General features: G+C 71.3%; 19 protein-coding genes. 10 read left to right on the forward strand and 9 right to left on the reverse strand.

Annotation, left to right across the window (positions count from 1 at the left end):
* Positions 1 to 16: 16 nt before the first annotated feature.
* The 3 genes from ABZ434_RS16510 (at position 17) to ABZ434_RS16520 (ending at position 3,423) form a co-directional block, all read left to right on the forward strand.
* Positions 17 to 766, forward strand: coding sequence for a TetR/AcrR family transcriptional regulator (locus ABZ434_RS16510; protein ID WP_359136312.1), 750 nt, complete (start codon positions 17 to 19; stop codon positions 764 to 766).
* Between the two features lie 190 nt (positions 767 to 956).
* On the forward strand, positions 957 to 1,979 hold the full coding sequence (locus ABZ434_RS16515) for an endonuclease/exonuclease/phosphatase family protein (RefSeq protein ID WP_359136315.1): 1,023 nt from the start codon (positions 957 to 959) through the stop codon (positions 1,977 to 1,979).
* A 223-nt stretch (positions 1,980 to 2,202) separates the two neighbouring features.
* Positions 2,203 to 3,423, forward strand: a complete 1,221-nt coding sequence (locus ABZ434_RS16520; protein ID WP_359136318.1) for an MFS transporter — start codon at positions 2,203 to 2,205, stop codon at positions 3,421 to 3,423.
* A 264-nt stretch (positions 3,424 to 3,687) separates the two neighbouring features.
* On the opposite strand, the gene ABZ434_RS16525 is transcribed toward ABZ434_RS16520, so the two are convergent.
* The 5 genes from ABZ434_RS16525 to ABZ434_RS16545 form a co-directional block, all read right to left on the reverse strand.
* Entirely contained in the window at positions 3,688 to 5,442 is a 1,755-nt protein-coding gene (locus ABZ434_RS16525; RefSeq protein WP_359136321.1) for an NAD+ synthase, read from the reverse strand.
* Positions 5,443 to 5,520: 78 nt separating this feature from the next.
* Positions 5,521 to 7,095, reverse strand: a complete 1,575-nt coding sequence (locus ABZ434_RS16530; protein WP_359136324.1) for a multicopper oxidase family protein — start codon at positions 7,093 to 7,095, stop codon at positions 5,521 to 5,523.
* Between the two features lie 96 nt (positions 7,096 to 7,191).
* A complete protein-coding gene (locus tag ABZ434_RS16535) occupies positions 7,192 to 7,617 on the reverse strand; it encodes a CBS domain-containing protein (RefSeq protein ID WP_359136326.1) in 426 nt (141 codons plus the stop codon).
* Positions 7,618 to 7,749: 132 nt separating this feature from the next.
* Complete coding sequence (locus ABZ434_RS16540) at positions 7,750 to 8,508, reverse strand: DUF305 domain-containing protein (RefSeq protein ID WP_359136329.1); 759 nt, start codon at positions 8,506 to 8,508, stop codon at positions 7,750 to 7,752.
* Positions 8,505 to 9,182: a DUF3105 domain-containing protein gene (locus ABZ434_RS16545; RefSeq protein ID WP_359136332.1), complete on the reverse strand. Its 678-nt coding sequence runs from the start codon at positions 9,180 to 9,182 to the stop codon at positions 8,505 to 8,507. The genes ABZ434_RS16540 and ABZ434_RS16545 overlap by 4 nt, the downstream gene beginning before the upstream one ends.
* 243 nt (positions 9,183 to 9,425) lie before the next feature.
* Between ABZ434_RS16545 and glnA the strand changes: the two genes are divergently transcribed.
* The 5 genes from glnA (at position 9,426) to ABZ434_RS16570 (ending at position 15,539) form a co-directional block, all read left to right on the forward strand.
* A complete protein-coding gene (gene glnA, locus ABZ434_RS16550; protein ID WP_136324925.1) occupies positions 9,426 to 10,787 on the forward strand; it encodes a type I glutamate--ammonia ligase in 1,362 nt (453 codons plus the stop codon).
* 127 nt (positions 10,788 to 10,914) lie between these two features.
* Positions 10,915 to 12,138, forward strand: a complete 1,224-nt coding sequence (locus ABZ434_RS16555; RefSeq protein WP_359136335.1) for an NADH:flavin oxidoreductase — start codon at positions 10,915 to 10,917, stop codon at positions 12,136 to 12,138.
* Positions 12,139 to 12,282: 144 nt separating this feature from the next.
* Positions 12,283 to 13,503 carry a saccharopine dehydrogenase C-terminal domain-containing protein gene (locus tag ABZ434_RS16560; protein WP_359136338.1) on the forward strand — a complete coding sequence of 407 codons (1,221 nt, stop codon included), beginning with the start codon at positions 12,283 to 12,285 and terminating at the stop codon, positions 13,501 to 13,503.
* A 124-nt stretch (positions 13,504 to 13,627) separates the two neighbouring features.
* On the forward strand, positions 13,628 to 15,121 hold the full coding sequence (locus ABZ434_RS16565) for an APC family permease (RefSeq protein ID WP_359136341.1): 1,494 nt from the start codon (positions 13,628 to 13,630) through the stop codon (positions 15,119 to 15,121).
* A gap of 1 nt (position 15,122) precedes the next feature.
* Positions 15,123 to 15,539 (forward strand): universal stress protein, encoded by a 417-nt coding sequence (locus tag ABZ434_RS16570; RefSeq protein WP_359136344.1) that lies wholly within the window; start codon positions 15,123 to 15,125, stop codon positions 15,537 to 15,539.
* 41 nt (positions 15,540 to 15,580) lie between these two features.
* Here the strand turns inward: ABZ434_RS16570 and ABZ434_RS16575 are convergent, their stop codons facing one another.
* Positions 15,581 to 16,171, reverse strand: coding sequence for a TetR family transcriptional regulator (locus ABZ434_RS16575; RefSeq protein ID WP_359136346.1), 591 nt, complete (start codon positions 16,169 to 16,171; stop codon positions 15,581 to 15,583).
* A 210-nt stretch (positions 16,172 to 16,381) separates the two neighbouring features.
* On the opposite strand from ABZ434_RS16575, the gene ABZ434_RS16580 reads away from it, so the two are divergent.
* Entirely contained in the window at positions 16,382 to 17,170 is a 789-nt protein-coding gene (locus ABZ434_RS16580; RefSeq protein ID WP_359136349.1) for a putative protein N(5)-glutamine methyltransferase, read from the forward strand.
* 66 nt (positions 17,171 to 17,236) lie between these two features.
* Here ABZ434_RS16580 and ABZ434_RS16585 read toward each other — a convergent pair whose 3' ends face one another.
* Positions 17,237 to 17,752 carry a pyridoxamine 5'-phosphate oxidase family protein gene (locus ABZ434_RS16585; RefSeq protein ID WP_359136351.1) on the reverse strand — a complete coding sequence of 172 codons (516 nt, stop codon included), beginning with the start codon at positions 17,750 to 17,752 and terminating at the stop codon, positions 17,237 to 17,239.
* A gap of 136 nt (positions 17,753 to 17,888) precedes the next feature.
* On the opposite strand from ABZ434_RS16585, the gene ABZ434_RS16590 reads away from it, so the two are divergent.
* Positions 17,889 to 20,879 carry a bifunctional [glutamine synthetase] adenylyltransferase/[glutamine synthetase]-adenylyl-L-tyrosine phosphorylase gene (locus tag ABZ434_RS16590; RefSeq protein WP_359136354.1) on the forward strand — a complete coding sequence of 997 codons (2,991 nt, stop codon included), beginning with the start codon at positions 17,889 to 17,891 and terminating at the stop codon, positions 20,877 to 20,879.
* A 317-nt stretch (positions 20,880 to 21,196) separates the two neighbouring features.
* Here the strand turns inward: ABZ434_RS16590 and ABZ434_RS16595 are convergent, their stop codons facing one another.
* A complete protein-coding gene (locus ABZ434_RS16595; protein ID WP_359136357.1) occupies positions 21,197 to 22,159 on the reverse strand; it encodes a phosphatase PAP2 family protein in 963 nt (320 codons plus the stop codon).
* Positions 22,160 to 22,234: 75 nt separating this feature from the next.
* Entirely contained in the window at positions 22,235 to 23,302 is a 1,068-nt protein-coding gene (locus ABZ434_RS16600) for a LacI family DNA-binding transcriptional regulator (RefSeq protein WP_359136361.1), read from the reverse strand.
* Between the last annotated feature and the right edge of the window lie 204 nt (positions 23,303 to 23,506).

Below are 23,506 nucleotides of genomic sequence, written 5' to 3' on the forward strand. Positions count from 1 at the left end.
TGAAAGGTGGTTCCACGTGCAGGCTCAGGCATCGGACCGGGACGACCGGGTCCCCGGGGAGCAGGACCGGCAGCCCGGCGACGGCCCGGACCCGGGCCCGCGGGCCCACGACGGCCGGGACCACCAGCCCCGCCCCGGAGACGATCAGGAGCCCCGCCGCGGCCGGCCGCGCAGCGCCGCAGCCGAGCGGGCCATCCTGGACGCCGTCGTCGAGCTCCTGGAGGCCGGCGAGCCACTCGCCGGCCTGTCCATCGAACGGATCGCCCGCACCGCCGGGGTCGGCAAGGCCACGATCTACCGGCGCTGGAGCGGCAAGGAGGAGCTCTTCGTCGACGTCCTGCGCGAGATCGAGCCGCCGGAACCCGACGTCTCCGGCACCGGCGGCCTGGGCGACCTGCGCATCCTGCTGGAGTCCATGCGCACCCGCGGACTCGCCCAGCGCTCCTCGGTGCTTCTGCACAACGTCTTCGCGCAGATGAAGAGCCACCCCAAGCTGTGGAGCGAGTACCAGCGCACCGTGATCGCCCCCCGACGGGCCGCGATGCTCGCCGCCGTCGGCCGTGCCGTCGAGGCGGGCGAGCTCCGCGGGGACACCGACGTGGAGCTGATGGACGACCTCTTCCTCGGCCCCATGCTCGTACGCACCATTCACCGGCCCGAGGCGCCGCTGCCCGTGGATCTCGCCGACCGCATCATCCGCCTGCTGGTCGAGGGCCTCGGGCCGCGCCCGGCCGCCGGGCCCGGTGAAGGCGCAGGTCACGGCTGACTCGCCCGGGCCCGGGGGAGTGTGATCGTTCTGTCACAAGCCCTCACAGACCCCCTGTGACCGGAACCCTTCGCACCGCTCAGGTCGTCCTCGTGGCAGTACGGCCGTCGCCGACGGCCGGAAAGGCATCCCGCATCCCCTAGGGTCGTGGGCGCGGCGATGTGTACGGCAAGGCAGTGAGGACAGCGCAATGGTGCAGGCGTACAGGGCGGACACCGGGAACGGCGGCGCGGGACCGCAGCGCACCGGATCTCGCTTCCGGGACCTGCGCGACAGACTTGTCCGGGACCCCGGCATCTGGCGGCGCGGGATCGTTCTGGCCGGTTGCTCGGTCCTGCTGACCCTCGTGATGCTTCTCCACGCCCAGATCCCGAACATCATCGGCAACCTGGGCAGCCTCACCGAGACGTTCCTGCCGTGGTGCGCGGTGTTCGTCCCGCTGCTGCTGATCCTCGGCCTGGTGCGCCGCTCGGCGACCGCACTGATCGCCCTGCTGCTGCCGGTCCTGGTCTGGTTCAACGTCTTCGGAGGGCTGCTCACCGACAAGTCGGGGACCGGCGGCGATCTCACCGTGGCCACCCACAACGTCAACGCGGACAACCCCGACCCCACCGGCACGGCCCAGCAGGTCGCCGGTTCGGGCGCCGACGTCGTCGCCCTGCAGGAGCTCCCCAGCGGCAAGGTCGCGGCGTACGAGTCGGCGCTCGCCGGACGCTTCAGGTACCACGCGGTACAGGGGACCGTCGGCGTGTGGAGCAAGTACCCCCTCAGCGACACCCGCCCCGTCGACATCAAGATGGGCTGGGTCCGCGCCATGCGGACCACCGTCGCCACCCCCGGGGGCCCGGTCGCCGTCTACGTCGCGCACCTGCCCTCGGTACGGGTCAAGCTGCACGCCGGATTCACCGCCAACCAGCGGGACCAGAGCGCGGACGCCCTCGGCGAGGCCATCTCCCATGAACGGCTGGAACGTGTAGCGCTGCTCGGCGACCTCAACGGAACCATGAACGACCGCTCGCTCCACGCGGTGACCTCCCAGATGCGCTCCACCCAGGGCGCGGCCGGTGACGGGTTCGGATTCAGCTGGCCCGCGTCGTTCCCGATGGCCCGGATCGACCAGATCATGGTGAAGGGCGTCGAGCCCATGTCGTCATGGACGCTTCCGGCCACGGACAGCGACCATCTCCCGATCGCCGCCCGCGTCAAACTGTGACGCAACGGCCCGTTCACCTCCGGGCATAAAACGTCTGAGAGAATTTGTTCCGAACGGGAACAAGGTCGCCGGCGAGGAAGCCGGTCCGTCACCGTGCGATCCGGCCCCGGCCGGCCCGCGCCGGCGCACGTACGGCCGCGTTCCCCCCTGCCCCTCGCGTTCCCCGAGGCCCCACCCGGGCCCGGCCGGAGCGTACGGGCCCACTTCGGAAAGGTCTCTCCTCATGCCTCTGGCTCTGCTCGCACTCGCTGTGAGCGCCTTCGGCATCGGTACTACGGAATTCGTGATGATGGGCCTGCTGCCCGACGTCGCGGACGATCTGGGCACCTCCGTCCCCACCGCGGGCTACCTCGTGTCGGCGTACGCGATCGGTGTGGTGCTCGGTGCCCCGCTGCTCACCGCCGTCGGCTCACGCATTCCGCGCAAGCGGATGCTCCTGCTGCTGATGGCGCTCTTCACCGTCGGCAACCTCGCCTCCGCGCTCGCCCCCGGCTTCGGCTGGCTGATCGCGGGACGGCTGCTGGCCGGGCTGCCGCACGGCGCGTTCTTCGGAGTCGGCGCGGTCGTCGCCACCCGGCTGGTCGCCGAGGGGCGCCAGGCACGGGCCGTGGCGACGATGTTCCTCGGCCTGACCATCGCCAATGTCGTCGGCGTCCCCGCCGCCACCCTGCTCGGCCAGCACCTCGGCTGGCGGGCCACCTTCCTCGTGGTCGCGGGCATCGGTCTCTGCGCGATGGCCGCGCTCGCCCGCCTCGTCCCCCGGATCCCGGCCGAGGCACAGCAGCACGTCCGCCACGAACTGCGGGCCCTGGGCAACCGCCAGGTCCTGCTCGGACTGCTGACCGCCGTCTTCGGCTTCGCCGGCGTCTTCGCCGTGTACTCCTACCTCTCGGCGATGACGACCGAGGCGATGGGCTTCGGCGAGTCCTCGGTGACCCTGGTCCTGGCGCTCTTCGGTATCGGCATGACGCTGGGCGCACTCGCCGCGGGCCCGCTCACGGACCGGGCCCTGCGCCCCACGCTGTACGGGTCACTGAGCGCTCTCGCCGTCGTGCTGGTGGTCTTCCCCTTCGTCGCCCATGTGCAGTGGGCCGCGCTGGTGATGGTGGTGCTGCTCGGCGGGGTCGGATTCATGACGACCACGCCGTTGCAGATGCTCGTCATGAACAAGGCCAAGGACGCGCCTACCCTGGCGTCCGCCTCCAACCACTCCGCCTTCAACCTGGCCAACGCGGGCGGCGCATGGCTGGGCGGCGTGGCCATCGCGGCAGGCTGGGGCTGGACCTCCCCGGCGCTGGTCGGCGCGGCACTGACAGTGGCGGGACTCGCCGTCGCGGTCACGGCGGGCGTACTGGACCGCGACCGGACCCCGTCGCGGGTGGTGGCCCGGGCGGTGACGGTGCCCGAGAGGAGTCCGGTCACATCAAGCCCGTCCGGCGACTGAGGACACCACGGCCCGTCGGATCCGCACGCTGCCCGGCACGAACGAGCCGGTTCAGCGCTTGAGGGCACCACGGCGCACCACGGCCCGTCGGATCCGCACGCTGCCCGGCACGAACGAGCCCGTCCGGCGCTTGAGGACACCACGGCGCACCACGGCGCACCACGGCCCGTCGGATCCGTATGCTGCCCGGCACGAACGAGCCCGTCCGGCGCTTGAGGACAAGACCTCCGCCGGACGGGCCCGCAGTCACCACGCCCCCCGGCGTCAGCCGGACTCGCGCCACCGGTTCGTGATCGGCAGCCGCCGGTCCTTGCCGAAACCCTTGGGCGAGATCTTCGTGCCCGGCGGATACTGCCGCCGCTTGTACTCGGCCGTGTCCACCATCCGCAGCGTCTTCGCCACCAGCGCCGCGTCGAACCCGGCCGCGACGATCGCGTCGAGCCCCTGGTCCCGGTCGACGTACATCTCCAGGATCCGGTCCAGTACGTCGTAGTCGGGCAGCGAGTCCGTGTCGACCTGGCCCGGCCGCAGCTCCGCGCTGGGCGGCTTGGTGATGGAGGCCTCCGGGATCGGCGGCGTCTGTCCGCGCTCCTCCGCTGCCCGGTTGCGCCACTTCGCCAGCCGGAAGACCGACGTCTTGTAGACGTCCTTGATCGGTCCGTACGCACCGACGGAGTCCCCGTACAGCGTCGAGTAACCGACCGCCAGCTCCGACTTGTTGCCCGGAGCCAGGACGATCTGGCCCTCCTGGTTGGACACGGCCATCAGCATCGTGCCGCGCAGCCGCGACTGCAGGTTCTCCTCGGCGAGGCCGGTGAGACCCAGCGACCCCATGTACGCGTCGAACATCGGCTCGATCGGTACGGTCCGGAAGTTCAGCCCGGTACGCCGCGCCAGCTCGGCCGCGTCGCCCTTGGAGTGGTCCGAGGAGTACTTGGACGGCATCGAGATGCCGTACACGTGCTGGGCCCCCAGGGCGTCGCAGGCGATCGCCGCGACGAGCGCCGAGTCGATCCCGCCGGAGAGCCCGACCAGCACACTGCTGAAGCCGTTCTTCGCCGCGTACGCCCGCAGGCCCACGACGAGCGCCGAGTACAGCTCCTCGTCGGCGTCGAGCCGGTCGGCGTACCCTCCGGCCAGCTCCGCCTCGTAGGCCGGCAGCGGCTCCTCGGAGAGGACCACGTGGTCGATCCGCAGCCCGTCGTTCACCACGCCGGACGGCGCCTCGGGTGAGGCGGCCGGCAGTTCGAGGTCCAGGATCACGCTGCCCTCGGCGAACTGCGGGGCGCGGGCGATCACTTCGCCGTCCTTGTCGACGACGATCGAGTCACCGTCGAAGACCAGCTCGTCCTGACCGCCGATCATCGCGAGGTACGCGGTCGTGCAGCCGGCCTCCTGGGCCCGCTTGCGGACCAGCTCCAGCCGGGTGTCGTCCTTGTCCCGCTCGTAGGGAGAGGCGTTGATCGACAGCAGCAGCCCGGCCCCGGCGGCGCGCGCGGCCGGCACCCGGCCGCCGTCCTGCCAGAGGTCCTCGCAGATCGCGAGCGCCACGTCGATGCCGTGCACCCGCACGACGGGCATCGAGTCGCCCGGCACGAAGTACCGGAACTCGTCGAAGACGCCGTAGTTGGGCAGGTGGTGCTTGGCGAAGTTCAGCGCGATCTGCCCGCGGTGCAGCACCGCGGCGGCGTTCCGCGGCGAGCCGGCGGGCTGGCCGTAACGGGCCGCGGCGGACTCGGAACGGTCGAGGTAGCCGACGACGACCGGGAGTTCCCCGAAGCCCTCCGCGTCCAGGCGGGCGGCGAGCGCACGCAGCGCCTCCCGCGACGCCTCGACGAAGGATGACCGCAGGGCCAGGTCCTCGACGGGGTATCCGGTCAGCACCATCTCGGGGAACGCCACCAGGTGGGCGCCCTGTTCGGCGGAGTGCCGGGTCCAGTGGAGGATCGACTCGGTGTTGCCGGCGAGGTCACCGACGGTCGAGTCGATCTGATTCAGTGCGAGGCGTAGTTGAGGCACGCCGCCCAGTGTAATCGTCTGACTGACGCAATGTCCTGGCGGGCCGCGCGGAAAGCGGCGCGGCCCCCGGGAGACCGGTCAGCGGCGGTAGCCGAGGACGGTCATCATGCCCGCCTCCGAGTGGTACAGGTTGTGGCAGTGGAGCATCCACAGACCCGGGTTGTCCGCGTCGAAGTCGACGGTCAGCGTCTGGCGGGGCAGCACGATCGCGGTGTCCTTACGGGCCCCGGCCGCGCCCCCGGCCAGCGCGAAGGTGTGTCCGTGCAGATGGATGGGGTGCCACATCGCGGTCGGGTTCCGGAACTCCAGCCGGACCCGCTCGCCGGCCTTGACCGGATGGCGCTGGTCGGCGGTGTAGGGCTTCCGGTCGAAGGCCCAGTCGTACGCCTTCATGGAACCCGTCAGCCGCATCATCACCGTACGGTCGGGCGCGCGCGCCGGCAGGGCCACGGACGCGTCCGGGGACAGCCGGCCGGCCGTCACCAGTTCGCCGTCGAGCTCCTTCGGCCGCACGGACGCGCCGGGCGCCGCGCCGCTCCCGGTCCGCAGCAGGGCCATCGCCGAGGCCTTCTTCCCCTCGGCCAGGGCGGTCAGCGGGAACACCCCGTCCCCGGCGGTGACCAGCACGTCGTACCGCTCGCCCATCCCGAGCAGCAGGGTGTCCGTCGCGGTGTGCCGGACCGGGAATCCGTCGGTGTGCGTCACCGTCATGCGGTGGCCGCCGAGCGCGACGCGGAAGGCGGTGTCGCCGCCCGCGTTGATGATCCGCAGCCGGATCCGGTCGCCCGGCCGAGCGGTGAAGACGGACGGGTCCTCGGGCACGCGGCCGTTGACCAGGTAGTACGGATAGTCCACGTCCCCGGGGTCGCCGCCCAGCAGGGCACTGGAGGCGCCCTTCAGCATCCGTGAGGGCCCGCTGCCACCCTCTTCGGCTGCGGGCGGCGCCGGCATCGCGTGCCCGCTGTGCCCCCTGCCCCCGGTGAGTTCCCGCAGCACCGCGTCGGGGGTGGAACCGTCCACGCCGTCGACCCAGTCGTCCAGGACGACGACCCATTCCCTGTCGTACGACAAGGGCTCGTTCGGGTCCTCGACGATCAGCGGTGCGTAGAGCCCGCGGTCCAGCTGGACGCCCGAGTGCGGGTGGAGCCAGTACGTGCCGGGGTCGGGCACCGCGAAACGGTACGTGAAGTCCGCCCCCGCCCCGATGGCCCGCTGGGTCAGCCCGGGCACCCCGTCCATGTCGTTGCGCAGGGCGAGCCCGTGCCAGTGCAGGGAGGTCGGCTGCGGCAGGTGGTTGGCGAGGGCGAGGGTGAGCGTGTCACCTGCGGTGACCCGGATCTCCTGCCCGGGCAGCCGGTCCCCGTACGCCCACGAGGTGACGGTGTGGCCGCCGCCCAGGTCGAGCCGGGACGGGGTCGCGGTCAGGGCGGCCCAGCGCTCGGGGCCGACGCCCCGCCGCTGCTCGGCCGCGGCGACCTCCGGCCCGTCGGGGGAGACGTACCCCTCCGGGGCGGGGGTTCCGGAGGGCGCGGGGTGGTCCATGGCGGAGTGGTCCGCGGCGGCGCCGGGGCCGGCACGGCCGACGAGAATTCCCGTACCGGCAAGGGCGATCGAGGCGCCGAGCGCGGCGCGGCGGGTGAGCTGAACGGACATAGCGGACAGATTACCCGCGCTGGGTATCCGCACGGCGATGGCCCGTCACCCCCGCGCGGCGGAGATGGCGGGCCGTCCGGTCGCACGGCGTGCCGGTCAGTTGCGGGAGTAGACCTTCTCCGCCCAGGCGGCGATCTGGTCGTCGGAGAGGTGCTGGGCCAGATCCGCCTCGCTGATCATGCCGACCAGCTTCTTGTTCTCGACCACGGGCAGCCGGCGGATCCGGTGGGTCTGCATCTCCTCCAGCACCGCCTCCACCTCGGCCCCCGCGTCGATCCAGCGCGGCGTGCCCTGGGCGAGGTCGCCGGCGGTCATCTTCGACGGGTCCCGGCCCATCGCCACACAGGCGACCACGATGTCGCGGTCCGTGAGGATGCCGACCATCCGGTCCTGCTGCCCGTTCTCCGAGATGGGCAGCGCGCCGACGTTGTGGTCGCGCATCAGCTGAGCGGCGCGGTCGAGGGTCTCGTGCGCCGGGATCCAGGTGGCGCCGGTGTGCATGATGTCCTTGGCGGTGGTCATGGGGGTTTCCTCCTGCGTGCCGATGGGCACTCGCGTACGACCCCGAGCGAACCCATCGTCGAGGGCTCGCCCGGGGCACGCGACCGCTCTCACCCATTCGGGTGCGACCGGGAAGAACGGCCCCCGGGCCCCTCAGGGCACCTTTCCGGGGCGGGGTGCGGCGCCCCGTTCCGCCAGCATCCCGGCCATGGCCTCCAGCTCGGACCGCTGGCCCTCGACCATGCCCCGGGCCAGCCGCTTCTCGACCTTCACGGTGCACAGCTCCGCACAGCCGCGGGCCATGTCGACACCGCCCTTGTGGTGGTCGGTCATCAGCTGGAGGTACAGGATCTCGGCCTGCCTGCCACGGGCTGTGCGGAGCTGTCCGAGCTCGGTACGGGTAGCCATGCCGGGCATGAGGGAGCCGTCATGGGCCTCGTAACCGCCGTCCATGCCCGGCATCCCGGCCATGTCGTGGCCCGCGTGGTGCCCGGCGGTCATCCAGGCCATCGGCTCCTGCCCGGCGGACGCCTTCGGCAGTTCCCACAGATCCAGCCAGCCGAGCAGCATGCCCCGCTGGTTGGCCTGCGTGTTGGCGATGTCGTACGCGAGCCGGCGCACGTCCTCGTCGTCGGTGCGGTCGCGCACGATGAACGACATCTCCACGGCCTGCTGGTGGTGAACGGCCATGTCCCGCGCGAACCCGGCGTCCGCCGAATCCGTTGCCGGGGCCCGCGCGGCGGGGGCCGCCGCGTGATGTCCCGCCCCGCCTCCCCGCGCGGCGGCGACGGTCGCCGCCCCCGCGAACAGCAGCGCGAGCGCGACGGCGGAACCCGCCGCCCACCGGATCCGCCGGGTGCGATCCGTCGCCTCCCCCGCTTCGTCCGGCTCCGCCGCCTCCGTCACCGTCACGGAGCCGCCAGTCCGCCGGTGCACGCGGCACCCGGCTCGGGCGTCTGCGGACCCTGCACGTACTTGGCGAAGAACTGCGCCACCCGCCGGTCATCGGCACCGTCCACCGTGACCTGCTTGCCCCAGGCGCTCAGCATGATGGTGCCCGCCTGGTCCTTGTACGGGCTCATCAGGGAGTACGGGGTCTTCGCGACCCGCTCGGAGAGCTTGTCCACATCGGCGGCCGAGGCCTTGTCCGAGTACGTCACCCACACCGAACCGTGCTCCAGGGCGTGCACGGCGTTCATGTCAGGGATCGCCTTCTTGTATACCTCGCCGTCGCAGTTCATCCAGACGGGGCTGTGGTCACCGCCGACCGGCGGCCTCATCGGGTACGAGACGGTCTCGGTGACGTGGTTGCGCGTCAGCTTCTTCGCGTCCCACGATTTCTCGCCCTGGATCGGGCCGTCGGCCAGCTCCTTCTTCTCCGCGGCGGACTGCTCGGCGTTCTTGGCGTCAGCGGCCTTCTGGTCGGCCGACGCCTCGGACCTGTCGACCAGCGTGTAGGCGCCGAAACTGACGAGACCTGCGACGACGACGGCGCTGACGCCTATGACCAGCACGCGGGTGCGGCGGTCACGCGCGCGGTCGGCCTTGCGCATCTGCTCTATGCGGGTCCTGCGGTCGAAGCTCATGTCGTAGGTCCTTCTGCGAAGGGGCGATGAGATGACGGAACGGGGTCGGGAACCGGTGCGCGCGGGGCAGTCGCGAGGCCGTCGCACCCCATACGCACCATGGCCGACGATCGTAGTGGGTGGCCGAGTGCTCCATCTCACGTCGGGTGCGTAATCTGGGTGAAATCCGGGGTCGTGATACTGGACCTTCCCCCTTACCCCGGGCGGTGGTGCACGGACCGTCTGAACTGCAAGGATGTGGCTATGGACAAGCAGCAGGAATTCGTCCTCAGGACGCTTGAGGAGCGCGACATCCGGTTCGTACGGCTGTGGTTCACCGACGTGCTCGGTTACCTCAAGTCCGTGGCCGTGGCCCCCGCCGAGCTGGAACAGGCGTTTGACGAGGGAATCGGCTTCGACGGCTCCGCCATCGAGGGCTTCGCCCGGGTGTACGAGTCGGACATGATCGCCAAGCCGGACCCGGGCACGTTCCAGATCCTGCCCTGGCGCGCGGAGGCTCCCGGCACGGCCCGGATGTTCTGCGACATCCTCATGCCGGACGGCTCGCCCTCCTTCGCCGACCCGCGTTACGTGCTCAAGCGCATCCTGGCCAAGACCTCCGACCTGGGTTTCACCTTCTACACCCACCCGGAGATCGAGTTCTTCCTGCTGAAGAACAAGCCGGTCGACGGCACCCGCCCCACTCCCGCCGACAGCTCCGGCTACTTCGACCACACTCCGCAGAACGTCGGCATGGACTTCCGCCGCCAGGCGATCACCATGCTCGAGTCCATGGGCATCTCGGTCGAGTTCAGCCACCACGAGGGCGCCCCGGGCCAGCAGGAGATCGACCTGCGGTACGCGGACGCGCTCTCCACCGCCGACAACATCATGACCTTCCGCCTGGTCATGAAGCAGGTCGCGCTGGAGCAGGGCGTGCAGGCGACCTTCATGCCGAAGCCGTTCTCGGAGTACCCCGGCTCCGGCATGCACACCCACCTCTCCCTCTTCGAGGGCGACCGCAACGCGTTCTACGAGTCCGGCGCCGAGTACCAGCTCTCCAAGGTCGGCCGCTCCTTCATCGCGGGCCTGCTCAAGCACGCCGCGGAGATCTCCGCCGTCACCAACCAGTGGGTCAACTCCTACAAGCGCATCTGGGGCGGCTCCTCCCGCGCCGCGGGCGCCGGCGGCGAGGCCCCCTCGTACATCTGCTGGGGCCACAACAACCGCTCCGCGCTGATCCGCGTCCCGATGTACAAGCCCGGCAAGACCGGCTCGGCCCGCGTCGAGGTCCGCTCCATCGACTCCGGCGCCAACCCCTACCTGACGTACGCGGTGCTCCTCGCCGCGGGCCTCAAGGGCATCGAGGAGGGCTACGAACTCCCGGCCGGTGCCGACGACGACGTCTGGGCCCTGTCCGACGCGGAGCGCCGCGCGATGGGCATCGAGCCGCTGCCGCAGAACCTCGGCGAGGCGATCGCACTGATGGAGAAGAGCGAACTGGTCGCCGAGACGCTCGGCGAGCACGTCTTCGACTTCTTCCTGCGCAACAAGAAGCAGGAGTGGGAGGAGTACCGCAGCGAGGTCACCGCCTTCGAGCTGAAGGCGCTGCTGCCGGTGCTGTAGGCGCCGCCGGCGCCTGTGCGTGTGAGGACATGGCTCCGGGCCGACGGTCTCGTACCGTCGGCCCGGAGTCGCATCATGGGGTGCAGTCGTACTGACTATTCGTCAGTTGTCTGCGATGCTCCGCGCCATGGCGGATGGACCGGGAACGGGAGAGCTGACAGGGGAGGCGCCCCGCGGCGTCCCGGATGTGCTGGCGCCCGCCCGGCTCGGGCCGCTCCGGTTGCGCAACCGGGTCATCAAGGCCGCGACCTTCGAGGGGGCCACCCCCGACGCGCTGGTCACCCAGGAGCTCATCGACTACCACCTGCGCCCTTCCGCGGGCGGGGTCGCCATGACCACAGTCGCCTACTGTGCGGTGGCGCCGGAGGGGCGCACCGAGCGGCGTCAGCTGTGGATGCGGCCCGAGGCGCTGCCCGGGCTGCGACGACTGACGGAGGCGGTGCACGAGACCGGTGCCGCCGTCAGTGCCCAGTTGGGCCACGCGGGCCCGGTGGCCGACGGCCGGTCCAACGGGCTGGCCTCCCTCGCCCCCATGGCGGGGTTCAACGCATTGAGCATGCGCCGCAACAGGGCGGCCACCGCCGAGGACATCGACCGTGTCATCAGGGCCCATGCCGAAGCCGCCCTGCTGGCGGCCGAGGCCGGGTTCGACGCGGTGGAGGTCCACCTCGGCCACAACTACCTGGCCAGCGCCTTCCTCAGTCCCCGGCTGAACCGCCGCACCGATGCCTTCGGCGGCTCGCTGCGCGCCCGCGCCGCCGTCGCGCTGGGCGTCACCCGGGCGGTGCGCGACGCGCTGGGCGACCGGCTCGCCATCACCGCCAAGCTGAACATGAAGGACGGGGCGCCCGGCGGGCTCACCGTGGACGACAGCCTCCAGGTCGCCCGCTGGCTGGAGGAGGACGGCAGCGTCGACGCCCTCGAACTGACGGCGGGAAGCTCCCTGCTGAACCCGATGTACCTGTTCCGCGGCGGAGCCCCGGTCGCCGAGTTCGCGGCCAACTTCCCCCTGCCGCAGCGCCTCGCGATCCGGGCGGTGGGGCGGGGGGTGTTCCGTACGTACCCCTACCGGCCCCTGTACCTGCTCGAATCCGCCCGGCAGTTCCGCGCCGAGCTCGGGCTTCCGCTGATCCTCCTCGGCGGGGTCACCGACCGGCAGGGCATGGACCGTGCCATGGCGGAGGGATTCGAGTACGTCGCGATGGCCCGTGCCCTGCTGCGCGAGCCGGACCTGCTGCACCGCATCGGGCGCGACGCCGCGACCCGCTCGCAGTGCATCCACTGCAACCGCTGCATGCCCACGATCTACACCCGGACCCACTGCCCGCTGATCGAGGGGCAGCCGCACTGAACGGCTCCAGCGGTGCGGTGTTCCGGACACCGCCCGGCCGGTTGCGCGACCCCGGGGCCCTACGGCTGTTAGCGTCCGCCCTCCACCGGATCGGACGGCTGAGCCGGTGATGCCCCGGCGTGACGGAGAAGGAGTGGTGGCCCCATGCGTGTCCTCCTGGTCGGAGCGGGGGGTGTGGGCACGGCGATCACGAGGATCGCGGCCCGCCGGCCGTTCTTCGAGCACATGACCGTCGCCGACTACGACCTCGGACGGGCCGAGGGTGCCGTCACGGCCCTGGGGGAGCGGCGGAACCGGTTCGACGCCGTCCGGCTGGACGCCTCCGACCGGGCGGCGGTGCTGGAAGCGCTCGACGAGCACCGCTGCGACGTCCTGCTCAACGCCACCGACCCCCGTTTCGTGCTGCCGCTGTTCGAGTCGGCCCTCGCCCACGGCGCCCACTACCTCGACATGGCCATGTCCCTGTCCCGGCCGCACCCGACCCGTCCGTACGAGGAGTGCGGGGTCAAGCTCGGGGACGCGCAGTTCGAACGGGCTGCGGAGTGGGAGGCCGCAGGGCGTCTCGCGCTCTTGGGCATGGGTGTGGAGCCCGGCCTGTCCGATGTGTTCGCCCGGTACGCCTCCGACGAGCTCTTCGACGAGATCGACGAGATCGGGATCCGTGACGGAGCGAATCTGACGGTGGACGGCTACGACTTCGCGCCGTCCTTCAGTATCTGGACGACCATCGAGGAGTGCCTGAACCCGCCGGTCGTGTACGAGCAGGAGCGGGGCTGGTACACCACGGCCCCCTTCAGCGAGCCGGAGGTCTTCGACTTCCCCGACGGCATCGGGCCCGTGGAGTGCGTCAACGTGGAGCACGAGGAGGTGCTGCTCGTCCCGCGGTGGCTGAAGGCCCGGAAGGTCACCTTCAAGTACGGGCTCGGCGACGAGTTCATCGGGGTGCTCCGGACCCTCCACATGCTCGGGCTCGACCGGACCGAACCCGTGTCCGTGGAGAGCGACCGGGGCCGGGCCGCGGTCTCACCCCGGGACGTGGTCGCCGCCTGCCTGCCCGACCCCGCCGGACTCGGCGAACGGATGCACGGCAAGACGTGCGCGGGGACCTGGGTGAAGGGTGTCAAGGACGGCCGGCCCCGTGAGGTGTACCTGTACCACGTCGTCGACAACCAGTGGTCGATGCGTGAGTACGGCTCCCAGGCCGTCGTCTGGCAGACCGCGATCAATCCCGTCGCCGCCCTCGAACTCCTCGCGAGCGGCGCGTGGGGCGGCAGTGGGGTGCTGGGTCCCGAGGCCCTGCCCCCGCGGCCGTTCCTCGACCTGCTGACCGAGTACGGCGCCCCGTGGGGCATGCGCGAGCAGTGACCCGTGATGCGTACATCCGCTGGGCCATCTGCGCGCGGCGGATGTGCGCAACCGGAACCGCCTCAATAGCCTGAAAAAGGCCCACTCCGCTTTGTCCCCGGGCCCGTGACCGTAGCGAGGGCACATGGCAGAGGACCTTGCCGAACCGGAGCGGCCGGCGACACTGAAGGCCAACGCGATCGGCTTCGTCGATGCGCTCGTCATCGGGCTGAACGCCACTTCCCCGGCCTACTCCGTGGCGGCCGTCATCGGGCCGATCGTCGCGCTGGTCGGCATCTACGCACCCGGAGTGCTCTTCGCCTCCTTCGTGCCGATGCTCTTCATCGCCTCGGCCTTCTACTACCTGAACAAGGTCGACCAGGACTGCGGAACGACGTTCTCCTGGGTGACCCGCGCCATGGGGCCGTGGACGGGGTGGCTGGGGGGATGGGCCATCACGATGACCGGTGTGCTCGTCGTGGGTTCGCTCGCGGACGTCGCCGTCAGCTTCGGCCTGCTGGCCGTGGGACTCGACAGCTGGGCCGACAACACCTTCGTGCGCCAACTGCTCACCGTGATCCTGATCCTGGTGATGACGGGGCTGTGCGTCATCGGTACCGAGCTGTCGGCCAAGGTGCAGAACGCCCTGATCCTGGCGCAGGTGGCCTTCCTCATCGTCTTCGTCATCGTCGCGCTCTACCGCGTCTACGCGGGCACGACATCGTTCGCGTCCGTCCGTCCCTCGGCCGAGTGGCTCAACCCCTTCGGGGCGGGCGGGGCGGCCCTCACCAGCGGCCTGCTCCTGGGCGTGTTCATCTACTGGGGATGGGAATCCGCCGTCAACCTGACCGAGGAGGTCGAGAACTCCGCGACGGCCCCGGGCAAGGCGGGTGTGTGGTCGACCGTCATCCTGCTGGTGACGTATCTGTCCGTCGGCTTCGCGGTCGTCGCGTTCGCCGGTACGGCGTACCTGGCCGAGAACGCCGACGAGGAGGAGTTCATCTTCGCCCTGCTCGCCCGCGAGGTCATGGGCGGCTGGGACTGGGTCGTGCTGCTCGCGGTCGCGACGTCCGCGCTCGCCTCCACCCAGACCACCATCATCCCCGCCTCCCGCACCGCGCTGTCGATGGCCCGCAGGCATGCGCTGCCGGCGCACTTCGCCCGTATCAACCCGCGGTTCCGGACACCTGACGTGAGCACCTGGTGGGTGGCCGCCATCGCCGTCGCCTGGTATCTCGTGGTCAACCAGATCAGCGAGAACGCCCTGTTCGACTCACTGACGGCGCTGTCCCTGCTGATCGCCTTCTACTACGCGCTGACCGGTGTCGCCTGCGCGGTCTACTACCGCCGCCACCTCACCGAGAGCGTACGGAGCTTCCTGCTCATCGGCCTCGGCCCGGTGGTCGGGGCCGGCCTTCTGACCTGGCTGCTCGTGCGGTCCGTCATCGACATGTCGGACCCCGCCAACTCCTACAGCGGCACCTCGTGGTTCGGTCTCGGCCCGCCACTCGTCATCGGCATCGGCATCAGCCTGATCGGTGTGGTGCTCATGGTGGTGTGGCGGTTCCGGTCCTCCCTCTTCTGGGCCGAGCGCCGCGGCGTGGTCGACCCCGGCCTCGTGCACGGCAAGGAGTCCTGACATGTCCGTGGTACTCGGCTACGACGAGTCACCCGGTGCCGCACGCGCCCTGAGCATCGCGATCGAGGTGGCCGCCGCGTACGGCGAGCCGCTGGTCCTGGTCTACGGCGCGGCGCCGCCCGGCCCCGTCGGAGAGGAGTACCGGGCACACTACGACGCGGTCCGCCAGGCCGGCCGTTCGGGCCTCGAGCGCGCGGTCGCGGCGGCCGACCGAGCAGGCGTGCCGGCCACCGTCGAGGTGATCGACCGGAGTCCGGCGCAGGCCCTGATCGAGGCCGCCGCGCGCCACGAGGCCCGCGTCATCGTGGTGGGCAGCTGGGGCGAGAGCCCCATGCGCGGGGCGCTGCTCGGCTCCACCCCGCACAAGCTCCTCCACCTGTCGACCGTGCCGGTGCTCTGCGTGCCGACCGAGGCATGAGCCGGCAGGGCGGCACCCCAGCTGCCGTCCCGCCGGTCCGCTCAGGCGAAGCCGCGCCCCATCTCGTCCAGGATCTCGTCGATCACGTCGATGGGCTCCCGGGCCAGGTCCTCCTCGATCCACATGCGCATCGCGATCCGCAGCGAGGCGAGGAACGCCGTTGCGAGGACCAGGGGGCGGACCGGCTCCGCCGAAGGGGCCGGACGGGCGGCCACTGCCTCGGCCAAGTCACGCTCCATCGCCGCGTGGTTGGCGAGCTGGCGGGCCAGGAGGGAGGGGTGACGCATGGCCAGCCGGGTGCGGACGGCCCATTCGCGTTCCGGGGGTGCGACGCGCTCGGCGAACTGCGTCATGGCCGCCCGCAGCGCCGGCCATGCGCCCTCCTCGGCGGGCCGCTCACGTACGGTCCTGACGAGTTCCCTGATCTGCTGCTCCTCGCCGTGGAGCAGGGCGTCCTCCTTGCCGGCGAAGTAGTTGGAGAACGTTCTGCGGGAGATCCCGGCCGCGTCCGCCACGGCCTCCACCGTGAGCTGGTCGAAGCCGTGCTCGACGGTCAGCCGCAAGGCCGCTTCGTGCACGGCCTGGCGGGTGGCTTCCTTCTTGCGTTCCCGTAGTCCCACAGAGCGCTCCATGGCGCCATTATCCGTGGGCGGGGCACGGGCGGGACCGGACAAGGGGCCGGGCTGCGGTAGTGTTTCGCATCCCCGCACGGGGACGTACCGAAGGAGGTGGGACCCATTACCCCTGTATCAGGCTGGGTGCTCACCTCATATGATCGCGTGGTCGACCGGACGTAACCGGACGCGGAGCACCCATCGGCGTTTTCCGAAAGGCTCCGCTCCATGCCGGTCCCGCTGTCACCGCTCGCACTTTCCTCTCTCGTCACCACCCTCCGCTCCGCCGGCTGCGTATTCGCCGAGGACGAAGCGGATCTGATCGCCGCCACCGCGACCGGTCACGCCGAACTCACCGCCATGGTGGAACGGCGCGTTGCCGGACACCCCCTGGAACACGTCCTCGGCTGGGCCGAGTTCAGCGGCCTGCGCATCGCCGTGGACCCCGGTGTCTTCGTCCCCCGCCGCCGCACCGAGTTCCTGATCCACCAGGCCGCGGAGCTGGCCCCGAGCCCGGCCGTGGTGGTCGACCTCTGCTGCGGTTCGGGCGCGCTCGGCGCCGCGCTCGCCGCCGCGCTGGACCGGGTCGAACTGCACGCAGCCGACGTCGAACCCGCCGCGGTCCGCTGCGCCCGGCGCAACGTCGGCGATCTGGGCCGGGTCTACGAGGGCGACCTCTTCGGCCCCCTGCCCGGCTCCCTGCGCGGGCGCGTCGACGTGCTCCTCGCCAACGTGCCGTACGTACCGACGGACGATGTCGCCCTGCTGCCCGCCGAGGCGCGCGTCCATGAACCGCTGGTGGCCCTCGACGGAGGTGGCGACGGCCTCGACGTGATGCGACGCGTGGCCGCCGAGGCGCCGCAGTGGCTCGCCCCGGGCGGCAGTCTGCTGGTCGAGACCAGCGAACGCCAGGCGGCGCGCGCCGAGGAGGCCGTGGGCGGCAGCGGGCTCGTCCCGCGTGTCGTCACTTCCGACGAGCTGTACGCGACCGTCGTGATCGGGACCCTGCCGGGCTGAGCCGGCCGGACGGCCGCAGCGACACCCCGAACGGGCCCGTACGCCGGGCCCGTTCGGGACGTCCACTCAGAAGAAGCGCCACCGGGTCTGGGTGAACGGCTCACCCTTGCCGAAGCCGAAAACCGTCCGCGGGGGCACGGCGAAGACCTCGGCCCGATTGTCCTGCGAGCCCACGAACGCGCCGTCGGCCACGTCGAAGTGCCAGTCCGGGCCGTACTTCGTCCGCCACGCCTCCGCCAGCCGGGCCAGCCTGCCGGCGTCGGTCACCCGCTCCGCCCGGCCCTCGACCACCACGTCGAGCCCGTCCGACCAGGAATTCGTCCCGGTCGTGAGGACGACCTCGTCGTTGGCCACCAGATTGCGCGCCTTGCGTTCCTCGGGGCCCGTGCAGAAGTGCAGCGCGCCCTGCCACCAGACGCCGATCAGCGGCGTGACGTGCGGGCGGCCGTCCGGGCGGACCGTGCTCAGCCAGTACAGCTCCGCTTCGGACAGGAGCCGCTGCGCGCCGGCCCAGGGGCCGGGCAGCGCGCCGGGGCTGCTGTAGCGGGGGTCGAGCTCGGCGACTGGTTCGGATGCGGACATGGTCGGGCCTTCCGGTCGGGTCCTGAATGCGATCCTGCCTACCGAGTACGGACTGCGCACCTGCTCCGCATTCATCGGTGCGGGACTAGGCTCGTACCACTGGGTGGTGATCGGGCGGCGAGCAGGAGAGCGCGGAATGACGACGTTGCCGGGGCGCAGGAGCAGCACGTTCACCCGACTGCTGCGGCACGGTTTCACCGATCCGTCCGCCGCCGAGCGACTGCTCGACCTGCCGGAACTGTCTTCCGTACGCTCCGACCCGGTCCTCCTCGACGCCCTCGGGGCCACCGCCGACCCCGATCTGGCGCTGCGCGGGGTCGTCCGGCTCGTCGAGGCGGAGGAGGCCGACGAGCGGCAGGTCCTGCTGGACACGCTCGTCACCGCCAAACCCCTGCGGGACCGGCTCCTCGGGGTGCTCGGGGCGTCCGAGGCCCTCGGTGACCACCTGGCGCGGCACCCGCGCGACTGGCAGGCCCTCGTCACGTACGAGGCGGCCGACCTGCACCCCGGGGTCCCCGAGTTCGAGAGCGAACTGGCCGGCGCCCACGACGCCGACTCGCTCCGCATCGCCTACCGCAGGTGCCTGCTGTCCATAGCGGCACGCGATGTGTGCGGTACGACGGACGTCGCCGAGGCCGCCGCCGAGCTGGCCGATCTGGCCACCGCGACGCTCCGGGCCGCGCTCGCCATCGCCCGTACGGCCGCCCCCGCCGACGCCGCGCAGTGCCGGCTGGCCGTCATCGCGATGGGCAAGTGCGGCGGCCACGAGCTGAACTACGTGTCCGACGTCGACGTGATCTTCGTGGCGGAGCCCGCCGACAGCGCCGATGAGAGCGCGGCCATGCAGGCCGCCACCCGGCTGGCCGCGCACCTGATGCGGATCTGCTCCGACACGACCGTCGAGGGCACCATCTGGCCCGTCGACGCCAACCTCCGGCCCGAAGGCCGCAACGGGCCGCTGGTGCGCACCCTCAGCTCGCACCTCGCCTACTACCAGCGCTGGGCCAAGACCTGGGAGTTTCAGGCGCTCCTCAAGGCCCGGCCGGTGGCCGGTGACTCCGAGCTCGGTGCCGATTACGTCGACGCCGTCTCGCCCCTCGTCTGGCAGGCCGCCGACCGCGAGAACTTCGTGCCCGACGTCCAGAAGATGCGCCGCCGGGTCATCGACACCATCCCCGCCGACCGGGTCGACCGCGAGATCAAGCTCGGGCCCGGCGGACTGCGGGACGTCGAGTTCGCCGTCCAGCTGCTCCAGCTCGTGCACGGCCGCAACGATCCCGCACTGCGCAGCGGATCCACCCTGGAGGCACTGGGCGCGCTCGCCGAGGGCGGTTACGTGGGGCGGGTCGACGCCGCCCAGCTGGACGACGCCTACCGCTTCCTGCGCGCCATGGAGCACCGCATCCAGCTCTACCGGCTGCGCCGCACCCATCTGGTCCCCGTGGGCGAGCCGGACCTGCGGCGGCTCGGACGCTCCCTCGGCATGCGTACCGACCCCATCGCCGAGCTGAACCAGGCCTGGAGGCGGCATGCCTCCGTGGTGCGACGGCTGCACGAGAAGCTGTTCTACCGGCCGCTGCTCGACGCCGTCGCCCAGCTCGCCCCCGGCGAGTCCCGGCTCAGCGCGAAGGCTGCCGCCCACCGCCTCGAAGCCCTCGGCTACGAGGATCCCGCGGCCGCCCTGCGGCATCTGGAGGCGCTGTCCTCCGGGGTGTCGCGCAAGGCCGCCATCCAGCGCACGCTGCTGCCGGTGCTGCTCGGCTGGTTCGCGGACTCCGCCGACCCGGATGCCGGACTCCTCGGCTTCCGCCAGGTGTCCGACGCCCTCGGCAAGACGCCGTGGTACCTGCGGCTCCTGCGGGACGAGGGCGCGGCCGCGGAGAACCTCGCCCGGGTCCTGTCGGCCGGGCGCCTCGCCCCCGACCTGCTGCTCCGGGCGCCCGAGGCCGTCGCGATCCTCGGCGACCCGCAAGGGCTGAAACCACGGAGCCGGGACCACCTGGAGCAGGAGGTGCTGGCGGCGGTGGGGCGCGCGGAGGACGCGGAGTCGGCGGTGGCGGTGGTGCGCGGTGTGCGGCGGCGCGAGCTGTTCCGTACGACGGCCGCGGACCTCATCGGCTCCTACGGCACCGAGGAGAACCCGGCCGAATCCGATCCCGGGGCGCTCGTCGACCGGGTGGGCAGCGCCGTCACCGATCTGAACGCCGTCACCATCGCCGGGGCGCTGCGCGCCGCAGTCCGCGCGGAGTGGGGGGACACCCTGCCCACCCGGTTCGCGGTGATCGGCATGGGCCGCTTCGGCGGCCAGGAGCTCTCCTACGGCTCCGACGCGGACGTCCTGTTCGTCCACGCCCCCCGGGAGGGCGTCGACGAGCAGGAGGCGAGCCGGGCCGCGAACCGGGTGGTCGCCGAGATGCGCCGGCTGCTCCAGCTGCCCACCGCCGACCCGCCGCTGCTCATCGACGCGGATCTGCGCCCCGAGGGCAAGAGCGGGCCGCTGGTGCGCACGCTGAAGTCGTACGAGGCGTACTACCGCCGCTGGTCGCTGGTCTGGGAGAGCCAGGCGCTGTTGCGCGCCCAGCCGATGGCGGGCGACCTCGACCTCGGCCGCGAGTTCATCGAGCTCATCGACCCGCTGCGGTATCCGATGGAGGGGCTGGGGGAGGACGCGGTCCGGGAGATCCGGCGGCTGAAGGCACGGATGGAGTCCGAGCGGATGCCCCGCGGCGCGGACCCGACGCTGCACGCGAAGCTGGGGCGGGGCGGGCTGAGCGATGTCGAGTGGACGGTCCAGCTGATGCAGATGCAGCACGGCTGGGCGGAGCCGGGGCTGCGCACCACCCGGACGAGGGAGGCGCTGGCCGCGGCGTGCGCGGCGGGACTGATCCCGGTGGAGGACGCGCAGACGCTGGACGAGGCGTGGGTCCTGGCGACGCGGGTCCGCAACGCGGTGATGCTGGTGCGGGGGAGGCCCGCCGACACCTTCCCGTCCGGGCCGCGGGAGCTGACCGCGGTGGGGCGGTATCTGGGGTACGAGCCCGGGCATGTCGGGGACATGTTGGACGACTACCGGCGCATGACGCGGAGGGCGCGGGCGGTGGTGGAGGAGCGGTTCTACGGGGCGTGAGGTGGGGCGGGGGCCCCTTGCGGGGCCGTTTGTGGGTGCGGTGCGGTGCGGTGCGGTGCGGTGGGGCGGGGTGCGGGTGCGTCGGGGTTTTCGGGGCGCTGCCCCGGGCCCCGCTCCTCAATCGCCGGAGGGGCTTGATGTGGCCCCGCTCCTCGATCGCCGGAGGGGCTTGATTTGGCCGGGCCCCGCTTCTCGATCGCCGGAGGGGTTTGATGTGGCCCCGCTTCTCGATCGCCGGAGGGGTTTGATGTGGCCGCGCTCGTCGATCGCCGGAGGGGCTGATGTGGCCGCGCTCGTCGATCGCCGGTGGGGCTTGGTCAGTTGCCGCCTGTGGCTGCCTTCTGGGCACGCGGGCGCCTCGTCACCGCTGCCAGGCGGGTGCGGTGGGTCGGCTTCGGGGGGATCAGCTTCGGGAGGTGGTGCGGCAGCGCCCCGTACCAGGCGTACGACACCGCGTAACCGAACGCCAGACACGCCATGCCGCCCACCGCGTCAAGCCAGAAGTGGTTCGCGGTCGACACGATGACGACCAGGGTGACCGTCGGGTAGAGCAGGCCGAGGATGCGCGCCCACGGGGCCGAGGCCAGTGCGAAGACGGTCAGGCCGCACCACAGCGACCAGCCGATGTGCATCGAGGGCATCGCCGCGTACTGGTTCGACATCTGTTTGAAGTTGCCCGAAGCCATGGATCCCCAGGTCTGGTGGATCATGACCGTGTCGATGAAGTTCCCACCGTTCATCAGCCGTGGCGGGGCCAGCGGATACAGGTAGTAGCCGAGGAGCGCCACGGCCGTGGTCGCGAACAGCGCCAGACGGGCCGGTGCGTACCGGCCGGGGTGGCGGCGGAACAGCCATACGAGCACACCGATGGTGACGACGAAGTGCAGGGTCGCGTAGTAGTAGTTCATCGACACGATCAGCCATGTCACCGAGTTGACCGCGTGGTTGACGGACTGCTCCACGGCGATGCCCAGGAACCGCTCGACCGACCAGAGCCAGTCGGCGTTGGAGAGGGCTGCCGCCTTCTGTTCGGGGACGGCGTTGCGCACCAGCGAGTACAGCCAGTAGCTGACCGCGATCAGGAGGATCTCGAACCAGAGGCGAGGCCTCCGGGGCGACCGTGGGGGGCGGACACCTGCCAGGCCGCGGTCGAGCAGTCTGCGGATCCGGCCGGAGTCGCCGTTCTGCTTCGTATTCGCCTCGGGAGCCGCCTCGTTCACGATGGGTGACGGGGTGGCCTCCGTGCGGCCTTCCTGTGGTTTCACGCTCAATTCACCCATAGGCACAGAGTCTGCCAGATTCGCCCCCTCTGCCTGATGATCCTCCGGTGGGGAGCGGGTTGCACGTCCTGCGGGCTACGGGCGCGCGTGGGATCCTGGGACGGCCGGGGCCGCGGCAGCCGCGCCGGTGCCGGGTCCTGCCGCTGTCGATCCGCGCACGACCAGTTCCGGCATGAAGACGAACTCGCTGTGCGGGGCGGGTGTGCCGCCGATCTCCTCCAGGAGCGTGCGCACCGCGGCCTGCCCCATCGCCGTGACCGGCTGCCGGATCGTGGTCAGCGGCGGATCGGTGAACGCTATGAGCGGCGAGTCGTCGTAGCCGACCACCGAGAGGTCGCGCGGCACGTCCCGGGAGAGCCGGCGGGCGGCGCGGATGGCGCCGAGCGCCATCATGTCGCTCGCGCACACCACCGCCGTGCACCCGCGTTCCATCAGCGCCGAGGCGGCGGCCTGACCGCCCTCCAGGGTGTACAGGGAGTGCTGGATCAGCTCCTCTACCTGGTCCGCCGTCAGGTTCAACTGCTCCTGCATCGTGGCGTGAAAGCCCTCGATCTTGCGGAGTACGGGCACGAAACGCTTGGGGCCGACCGCCAGGCCGATCCGGGTGTGGCCCAGCGACACCAGGTGCGTCACCGCGAGCCGCATCGCCGCCCGGTCGTCCGGCGAGATGAACGGCGCCTGCACCTTGGGGGAGAAGCCGTTGACGAGGACGAAGGGGACGCCCTGGGCGCGCAGTTGTTCATAGCGCTGCATGTCGGCCGAGGTGTCGGCGTGCAGACCGGAGACGAAGATGATGCCGGAGACGCCCCTGTCGACGAGCATCTCCGTGAGCTCGTCCTCGGTGGAACCGCCGGGCGTCTGCGTCGCCAGCACCGGGGTGTATCCCTGCCGCGTCAGCGCCTGGCCGATGACCTGGGCGAGCGCCGGGAAGATGGGGTTCTCCAGCTCGGGCGTGATCAGGCCGACCAGACCCGCGCTGCGCCGGCGCAGCCGGACGGGCCGTTCGTAGCCGAGGACGTCGAGCGCCGCGAGGACGGATTCACGGGTGGTCGCGGCAACACCGGGCTTGCCGTTCAGTACGCGGCTGACCGTCGCTTCGCTGACCCCCGCCTGAATTGCGATATCGGCAAGCCGTGCGGTCATGGGACTGGACTGTACCGGGCGTGGGTCGGATTGCCCACCATGCACAGGAATCGGGCGACAGCGCCCGCCGGGGCCTGCGCGGGCGGGGTACGGGGCATGGCGCGCCCGGGGTGGCGGCAACATCTTGCAAGGTCTTGCGGGGCGGGTTTGCTGGTTGCGGTCGGATCGTCGCACTGCGGAATCGGGGGTGTGTGCCCGCCGCTG

It is taken from the genome of Streptomyces sp. NPDC005761, assembly GCF_040630635.1.
Lineage (GTDB): Bacteria > Actinomycetota > Actinomycetes > Streptomycetales > Streptomycetaceae > Streptomyces.